The organism is Streptomyces sp. NPDC031132 (assembly GCF_055570595.1).
In genome coordinates, this window is the sequence record NZ_JBVIGX010000008.1 from 117071 (window position 1) to 125227 (window position 8157).

General features: G+C 72.2%; 6 protein-coding genes. 2 read left to right on the plus strand and 4 right to left on the minus strand.

The genetic code is table 11. From position 1 onward, the window contains the following. Positions 1 to 108: 108 nt before the first annotated feature. Positions 109 to 939, minus strand: coding sequence for a hypothetical protein (locus tag ACZ49B_RS14630; RefSeq protein WP_468305161.1), 831 nt, complete (start codon positions 937 to 939; stop codon positions 109 to 111). Then, positions 939 to 2216 carry a VWA domain-containing protein gene (locus ACZ49B_RS14635; protein ID WP_468305164.1) on the minus strand — a complete coding sequence of 426 codons (1278 nt, stop codon included), beginning with the start codon at positions 2214 to 2216 and terminating at the stop codon, positions 939 to 941. Before ACZ49B_RS14635 ends, ACZ49B_RS14630 begins: the two co-directional genes overlap by 1 nt. A 151-nt stretch (positions 2217 to 2367) precedes the next feature. Between ACZ49B_RS14635 and ACZ49B_RS14640 the strand changes: the two genes are divergently transcribed. Continuing rightward, positions 2368 to 2646 (plus strand): hypothetical protein, encoded by a 279-nt coding sequence (locus ACZ49B_RS14640; protein WP_468305166.1) that lies wholly within the window; start codon positions 2368 to 2370, stop codon positions 2644 to 2646. Positions 2647 to 2738: 92 nt separating this feature from the next. On the opposite strand, the gene ACZ49B_RS14645 is transcribed toward ACZ49B_RS14640, so the two are convergent. Beyond that, complete coding sequence (locus ACZ49B_RS14645; RefSeq protein ID WP_468305571.1) at positions 2739 to 6233, minus strand: M28 family peptidase; 3495 nt, start codon at positions 6231 to 6233, stop codon at positions 2739 to 2741. A gap of 159 nt (positions 6234 to 6392) precedes the next feature. Here ACZ49B_RS14645 and ACZ49B_RS14650 point away from each other — a divergent pair, with 159 nt between their 5' ends. Next, positions 6393 to 7352, plus strand: a complete 960-nt coding sequence (locus tag ACZ49B_RS14650) for a LysR family transcriptional regulator (protein ID WP_468305169.1) — start codon at positions 6393 to 6395, stop codon at positions 7350 to 7352. A gap of 40 nt (positions 7353 to 7392) precedes the next feature. On the opposite strand, the gene ACZ49B_RS14655 is transcribed toward ACZ49B_RS14650, so the two are convergent. Further along, the gene (locus ACZ49B_RS14655; protein WP_468305172.1) at positions 7393 to 8022 is read right to left on the minus strand and encodes a TetR/AcrR family transcriptional regulator; all 630 of its coding nucleotides are present in this window, start codon (positions 8020 to 8022) and stop codon (positions 7393 to 7395) included. Positions 8023 to 8157 lie beyond the last annotated feature (135 nt).

Here is an 8157-nt window from a genome sequence, read left to right on the forward strand (position 1 = left end):
CGGATAAACGGCGTCAGATGCCCGCGGGAGGCGCACGACCCCCCCCCCCCCCCCCACCCCCCCCCACCCCCCCCCCCCCCCCCCCCCCCCCCCCCCCCCCCGGGGCGGTCAGGCGTGGGGCGGGACCCGGGAGGGGCGGCCCCTGCCGCGGGTGAGGGAGTACCCGAAGATGCCGGCGAGGGCGCCGAGCAGTCCGCCCGCCGCGGTCCAGACCCAGCGGTCGGACCAGCGGCCGCCGGACCAGCCGTCGGCCGGCTCGCCGACGGCCGCGGGCTGCGGCTTGGCCGAACTCCCCGAGGCCGCCTGGGCGGTCTTGCCGATGCCGGGTACGAGCGGCGCCGCCAGGGCGCCGTCCACCGCGTAGGCGCCTCCCGTGTCCCGGGTGACGGCCTCGACCTCGGCCCGTACCGGAAGACCGAGGTCCTCCTGCGCCACGCCGACGACCGTCAGGCGGACGTAGTAGCTGCCGGGCAGCGGGTCGTTGGCCCAGGGCTCCGCGCCGGGGCGGACGGTGCGCAGGGTGCACGACAGCTCGACCGAGGCGGCCTCCTTGGCCGCCGCGGCCTGCTGCGTGCCGTACGTGCACGCCTGGCGGCGGCGCAGCCCGTCGTAGACGTCGAGCTGCCAGGTCGAGGCGCCGTGCCGGTTCGCCGCCGGGGGCAGTTTCACCGTGGCCTTGACCGTGGCCCGCTGCCCCGAGTCCAGCGGGACCACCCAGTAGAGGTAGTCACCGGTGGACGCGTCGGCCGTGGCCCGCTGGCCCGGTCGGATCGCCGTGGCGGTACGGAACGCCGTGCCCGCCTCGGTCGGCCCGGAGGCCTTGCCGCCGGAGCTCGGGCTCGCGCTCGCCGACGGGGTGTCCGCCGCGGCCGCGCCGGCCAGGCCGAGCACACCGCCGACGGCGAGGGCGGCGGCGGTCAGTATGCGTACGGTACGCATCAGTTGGTCCTCCAGACCGAGATACGCCAGCGGGAGATCCAGCCCCACAGCAGACCGGCGACGAGACCGGCGAGCACCAGCACGCCGAGCAGCCACCAGCCGCGGCCGAGGCCGAACGCCGCCGCGTCGGACGCGTCGTCGGGCCCGTCGACCACGTCGATGGTGAGCTCGACGGGCAGGCCCGGGGTGGTCTTGACCGAGGCGGGCGCCGAGAAGGAGTTGCTGACCTGCAGGCAGACGGTCTCCACCGCCGCCTTGCCGTCCTCGTCGGCGTCGGAGTCGAGCTCGGCCTTCGGGTAGCGCAGGCCGGCGGAGATCATGTCGGTGCGTCCGTCGCCCGCCTCCGAGCCGCGGACGATCTCCCGCCCGTGCACGGTCGTCGCCCGCAGCATGACGCCGTAGTCGTTGTTGACGGCCCGGTCGGCGGCGATGCTCACCGAAGCACGCAGTTCCTGGCCGGGCTTGACGTCCACCCGGTACCAGCGGTGCTCGCCGAACGTCTCACGGTCGGTGTAGAGGCCCGCCCCGAGCTGCGGGGCGCCCGCACACTGCTTGGCGCCCTCGGTCGCCACCGGGGTGACGACCGGGGTGGCCGCGCGGTCCACCAGCTGCTTGACGCGGCCGGAGAGCTCGGCGGTGTGCTGAACGGAGGTGTAGGTGCCGCCGGTTGCCTCGGCGATGCAGATCAGCTGGTTGCGCGTCTTGGCGTCCGGGACGAGCCCGAGCGTGTCGATGACCAGGTGGATGCCCTGGGCCGCGATGTCCCGCGCCACCTCGCACGGGTCGAGCGGGGCGCAGGTGTCCTCGCCGTCGGTGATGAGCACGATCCGCCGGGTGGCGTCGCCGCCCTTGAGGTCCTCGGCCGCGCCCAGCAGGGCGGGCCCGATGGGCGTCCAGCCGGTGGGGGCCAGGGTGGCCACCGCCGTCTTCGCCTCGGTCCGGTCGAGCTTGCCGACCGGGTAGAGCTGCTTGGTGTCCTTGCAGCCGAGCTGCCGGTCGTCACCGGGATAGGTGGCCCCGAGGGTCCGTATCCCGAGCTGTACCTCGTCCGGCGTGGCGTCCAGTACCTCGTTGAAGGCCTGCTTCGCCGCGGCCATCCGCGACTTGCCGTCGATGTCGGTCGCCCGCATCGAGCCGCTGACGTCGAGGACCAGCTCGACCTTGGGGGACTCCTTCGCCACCGGTTCGCCGGCGGCGGCATTCGCCGGGAAGAGCCCGACCGCCAGAGTGGCCAACAGGCCGCAGGCCCCGGCCGCCACCCATTTTCTTGTGATCATCGCCGGATCGTATTGAGGATCCACCCCCAAACCAAAACGCTCCGGGGAACCCGGGCCGCCCCGGCGCGACCGTGGCCGACCTGCTGTCGGCGGCGGCCGCGGTTACGCTGGACGGGGGGCCGGTGCGCAGTGCCCCGACGGAGGCGACCTCATGAGACGACGCCATCATTTCCACATCGATCATGCGGGGCACTCCGTCAGCGCCACCGTCGAGACCGGCCACCACGTCGAGGTGGAGATCCTGGTCGACGGCAAGGAGACCGGCCACGGCACGACGCACCACGACCGGCCCGTCACCGTGCAGGTGGAGCTGCCGACCGTGCCGCCGATGCCGGTGTCCGTCCGCGCCACCCCCGGCCCGGGACTGCCGCGCTGCGTCCTCGAGGCCCCGGACGCCGATCCCCAGGTCATGTCCCCCCGGCACTACTGACGCCTGCCGGTGCCCCGGTTTCACGGCCGAGCGGCACGCCCCCCGGCCGCGGAGCCGGGGAACGTGCCGCTCGGGAGGGGATCAGACGGGCGTCAGCTCGCCTGGAGGGTGACGTCGTCCACGACGAAGGAGGTCTGGAGGGACTGGTCCTCCACGCCCTGGAACTTCAGGGTGACGGTCTGGCCGGCGAACCGGGACACGTCGTAGCTCTTGAGCACGTAGCCCGGCGCCGCGTTCAGATTGGACAGGGTCTCCAGGGTCTGGCCGCCCACCGAGACGGTGAACCGGTCGTAGACCACGTTCTCGTCCTCGTCGGTGTCGATGTGGAGGTAGAACGCGAGCTGCGCCGTGGCGCAGCCGGCCGGGAGGGTCAGCGACTGGGAGGCGCTGTCCGTGTGGGAGGTGCCGTAGCCGGTCAGCCACGCCATGTACGAGCCGCTGTGCGAGACCTGGCCGGACTGGTTGGTGATGACCCCGGACGTGGCGGTCCACGGGCTGCTGCCGCTCTCGAAGCCGCCGTTGACCACGACCTGCTTCGGGGTGCACGTACCGCCGCCGCCGACGGTCAGGGTGTAGGTGGTGCTGTGCGCGACCGTCCCCGTGCCGGTGACGGTCAGGGTGTACGTGCCTTGCGCCGTGCCCGCGCCGACCTGGACGGTGAGCGTCGAGGAGCTGCCGGACTGCACGGACGTCGGGCTGAGCGTCGCGGTCACGCCGGACGGGGCGCCGGAGACCGACAGGGCGAGCGTCTGGGGGCTGCCGCTCACGGTGGTGGTGTTCACCGTGGAGGTGACGCCGGCGCCCGGGTCGGCGGAGCCGGCGGCCGGGGAGGTGCTGATCGAGAAGTCCTGCGCCGGGGTGTCGCCGCCGACGGCCTGCTTCCAGATCGCGTAGGCGACCCCGTCGGCGCTGCGGTCCAGGACGGTCGCGTTGATGTTGTTGGTCGTGTCGCAGGAGCTGTGGTAGCAGGAGTCGTACGCCGCGTTCGCGGTGCCGCCCCACTTCGTGGCCTGCGCCGAGGTCTTGCGGGCGCTGGCCCCGGCCGCGTAGCCGGAGGTGGGGATGCCGCCCTGCTGGAAGGAGTAGTCGTCACTGCGGCCCTGGCCCTCGGTGTTCTCCTCGGGGGCGAGGTTCAGCGAGGCCCAGTACGCCTTCAGCGGCGCGGCCGTGGCCGAGTTGAGGTTGTTGATGAAGTAGCCGCCGTTCGGCGAGCCGACCATGTCGAAGTTGTAGTAGCCCTTGATGGCGGTCTTCTCGGCGCTGCTGAGCCGGCCCACGTAGAACTCCGAGCCGTTCAGGCCCTGCTCCTCGTCGGTCCACCAGGCGAAGCGCACGTGCTTGGTCAGGGTGGGGTTCTTCTGCGCGAGGACGAGGGCGTTCTCCAGCAGGGTCGCGGAGCCCGATCCGTTGTCGTTGATGCCGGGGCCCGCCGAGACGCTGTCGAGGTGGGAGCCGAACATGACGGTCTGGTCGGCCGGTCCGCCGGGCCAGTCCGCGATCAGGTTGTTGGACGGGTAGGTGCACGAGGTGCAGTTCTGCTCGGTGACGGTGAAGCCGGCCGCCTGCAGCTTGCCCTTGATGTACGCCACGGACTGGGTGTAGCCGGCGCTGCCGGCCCGGCGGTTGCCGCCGTTCTGCGAGGCGATGGTGTTCAACTGGGCGAGGTGGGCCTGGACGTTGGCCACGTTGATGTTCGGCGGGTCGGTCCCGGGCTGGGTGCTGCCGACGTTGAGCGCGTAGTCGACGGTGTGCGCGAGGCTCGGACCCTGGCCCTTGACCGTGACGGTGGAGGACCCCGGCGCCGCGCTGGACGTGGCGGAGAGGGTCAGCGTCGAGGACTGGCCGGACTGCACGGTGGCCGGGTTGAAGGATGCGGTCACTCCGGACGGCAGGCCGGTGGCCGTGAGGGTCACCTGCTGCGCCTGCCCGGTGGTGGTGTTGGTGGTCACGGTGGTGGTGACCGAGGCGCCCTGCTGGACGGTGCCCGACGCCGGGTTCAGGGCCATCGAGAAGTCGTCGTTCTGGCCGCTCGGGGTGCAGGTCGGGTCGCCGGACTGGGCGGGCACGCTGATCGCGTCCCAGGCGGCCTTGGTCCTGGTGAACAGGTTGCAGGTCGTCGGGTCGAGCGACTTGGCGGAGCTGAGGGTCGCCGTCCGGTACTTCTTGTAGGACATGCTGCTGGTCTTGAGGAGCATGCCGCCGTAGAAGATCTTGCCGGCGTTCTGCACGCCCACGCCGGTGACCGTGGACTGGTTGCAGGTGGGGCTGTTCGGCTTGCCGCCGCCCGGGCTGCTGCCCTCGGCCAGCAGGTAGAACCAGTGGTTGAGGGGACCCGCGGCCGCGTGCACCTCGGTGCCGGGTATCGCGGAGCTGTAGCAGTTCGGGTCGTTGTCGACGGCCGACGGGTTGTACATGTTGCGGATCGGACCGCTGCCGGTGAGGTTGATCATCTCGCCGACCGTGTAGTCCGGAGTGTCGTACGGGGCGGGCTCGCCCGCGTACGCCTCGGTCAGCGCGCCGAAGATGTCGCCGGTGCCCTCGCCGAGCCCGGACTCCTGGCCGCTGGTGCCGCCCGGGGTGTTGGAGTCGATGGCGTGGCCGTACTCGTGGCCCACCACGTCGATCCCGGCGATCCACTCGTTGGCGCTGTTGTGCCCGATGGTGACCGAGCTGCCGTCCCAGTAGGCGTTGAGGTCGCCCAGGCCCACCTTGCCCGGGAAGCTGCGGCCGTTGCCGCTGACGCCGTTGCGGCCCAGCCACTGGCTCAGCATGTCCCACTGCTTCTGGGCGGCGAACATCAGGTCCGTGCAGCCGGTTTCCTTGGACGTCGCGTTGCCCGTGCCCCAGGAGTCCGAGGACTTCGTGAACACGCTGCCGGTGCTGTAGTCCGCGCAGCTCAGGCCTGGCCGGTTCGGGTCGCGCAGCGAGTACGAGCCGCCCGAGGCGGTGGTGGAGATGGTGAGCGGATTCGGGCCGTTCCACTTGCTGGTGCCGCTGCCGGCCACGACCTCGTCGTGGCGGTCGACGACCTTGCCGGTGCGGGCGTCGACGAAGACGTGCAGTTTGCTGGGCGCCGTCCTGGTGTTGCCGGAGAGGACGGTCTCCCAGGCCAGGACCGGCTGGTCGTCCTTGATCTTGACGACGAGGCGGCTGTCGAGCACCTTGTCGACCTTCGCCAGTTCCGCGCGCGAGGTGGCCTCGGCCGCCTTCGCGGTGACGGAGGGGGTGGTCGCCACGTCGATCACGGTGGAGGTGGCCGACTGGAGGGCGCGGACGTGCCCTTCGCCGTCGGCCAGGACGACCGCGTCGCCGCCGACGACCGGCAGGCCGCGGTAGCTGCGCTCGTAGGAGACGGAGTACAGGTCCTGCACCCAGGGGGTGACCAGGCGCCGGTCGTACTGCTGCTGGGGCGAGTTGACCAGGGTGTCGAGACCGCTGCGGACCGCCGCGTCGGCGGCGGCGACCGCGCGCTCGGCGGACTTGGGCTGCGGGGAGGGTGCGGACTGGGCCTGTGGTGAGGCGGACGCGGCGGTGGCCAGCGTGCCGGCGAGGCCCGCGGTCAGCGCAATGGCCGCCACGGAAGCCATCCATCTGGTGGGCTGCAAGAGTCCACTCCGATCGTGTGTGGGGGGTGCGGCTGGCTGTTCGCGCCGAGTATGGGCGTGGACATGGCGAGATTGGGACATCTCTGCGCGCATAAGACCCGCGTTATGGTGTCGTGGGGTCACGCTGCGTAAGCTGCCCGAATGCAGCTGGAGTTGAGGCATCTGCAAGCCGTGTGCCAGATAGCGGAGTCCGGCAGTCTGGGCGGCGCGGCCCGCCGGCTGGGGGTTTCCCAGCCCGCACTCTCCGCGCAGCTGCGCAGGATCGAACGGGTCACGGGCGGCGAGCTCTTCGTCCGCGGCCGGAGCGGGGTGGAGCCCACTCCGCTGGGCCAGTTCGTCCTGGCCAAGGCGCGCCGCGTGCTGACCGAGATGGAGACCCTCGGCGCCGAGACCCGCGCCATGGCGACCGACGCCCCGCTACGGCTCGGCTGCATCCTGCTCGTCCTGATCGACGGCCTGCTCACGCGGACGGACCTGACCCTGTCCGGGCGGGAGATCACCGTGGACGTGGAGCACTCGGTGACCGCGCTCGTACGGATGCTCGGCGCGGGCCGGTACGACGTCATCGTGTACGGCGAGGTGAACGACCACGAGGTCGCACTGCCCCAGGGAGTCCTGGCCCGGACCCTGGTGCCCAAGGAGCCGTTCTGCATCCGGATGTCCACCCGGCACCCTCTGGCGGGGCGGGAGGTCCTGGACCTCGCCGAACTGGCCGACGAGCAGTGGATGACCCTGGTGGAGGACGACGACGGGGGACCCGAAGCCCTGGTCGAGGCCTGCGCGAAGGCCGGCTTCGTCCCCTCCCTGCGCTACCGGATCACCGACCGCAAGATGCGCCACGACCTGGTGGCGGCGGGCCGCGCCATCTCCCTCACGCAGCCCACGGCCCCCGCGGTGGAGGGCACGGTGATGCGCCCGCTGCTCGGCACCCCGATCACGGGCCGTATCCGCCTGGCCTGGCACCGCTCGTCGGTCTCCGCCGGACAGGCGGACACCCTCTACCGCGCTGCGGCCGGCGCGTACCTGGCCAACGTGGACAACAATGCCTTCCACCGCGCCTGGTGGAACGCGCACCCGGAGTCCCATCCGGTCCTCGGGTGAGGGCCCGCCGCCCCGCCCGTGCAGGGCGCGGGCGGTGCCTTCAGGCGGGGAGGCCGGCGGAGTGCGGCAGGAGCCGCTCGGCGTGGACCAGGCCCGCGACGTGGTCGGTGACCATGTCGAGGATCTCCGCCGCCGCTGCGGCGTCGCCCAGCACCAGGAAGTTCAGGGTCAGCCCGTCCGTCATCGCCGCCAGGTAGCGGGCCAGTACGGGGACGGGGACGCGGAGTTCGAACTCCATGCCGAGCCGGACCTGCTCGAGGAGATCGGCGTACGTGGCGCAGTACAGCTCGTACTGCCGCCGGGCCAGATGCTCGAACCCCGGCTCGCGCAGGGCGTACTGCGTGAGTTCGTACGTCAGCATGTGCTCGGCGGGATGGGCGCAGACGTGGTCCCAGTACGCCTGGAAGCCGGCCCGGACGGTCTCGCGGAGGGTGGTGCGGGGCCGGATCGCCTGCTTCACCACCGTCAGGTAGTGCTCGCTGATCGTCTCGATGACGGATTCGAGCAGCGCCTGCTTGGAGTCGAAGCAGTAGTGGAAGACGCTCAGCGACACGCCCGCCTCGGCGGCGATGGACCGGGTCGTCGTCCTGGGGACGCCGTCGCGGGTCATCGCGCGGATCGCGGCCTCGGTCAGCTGCCGGCGCCGCTGCGCCAACGGCATGCGTGCCATGCGGATTCGGTTCCCTTCGTTCGCGTACTGCGGCGGGGGGGGGGGGGGGGGGGGGGGGGGGGGGGGGGGGGGGGGGGGGGGGGGGGGGAGGGCGGGGGGGGGGGGGGGGGGGGGGGGGGGGGGGGGGGAGGGGCG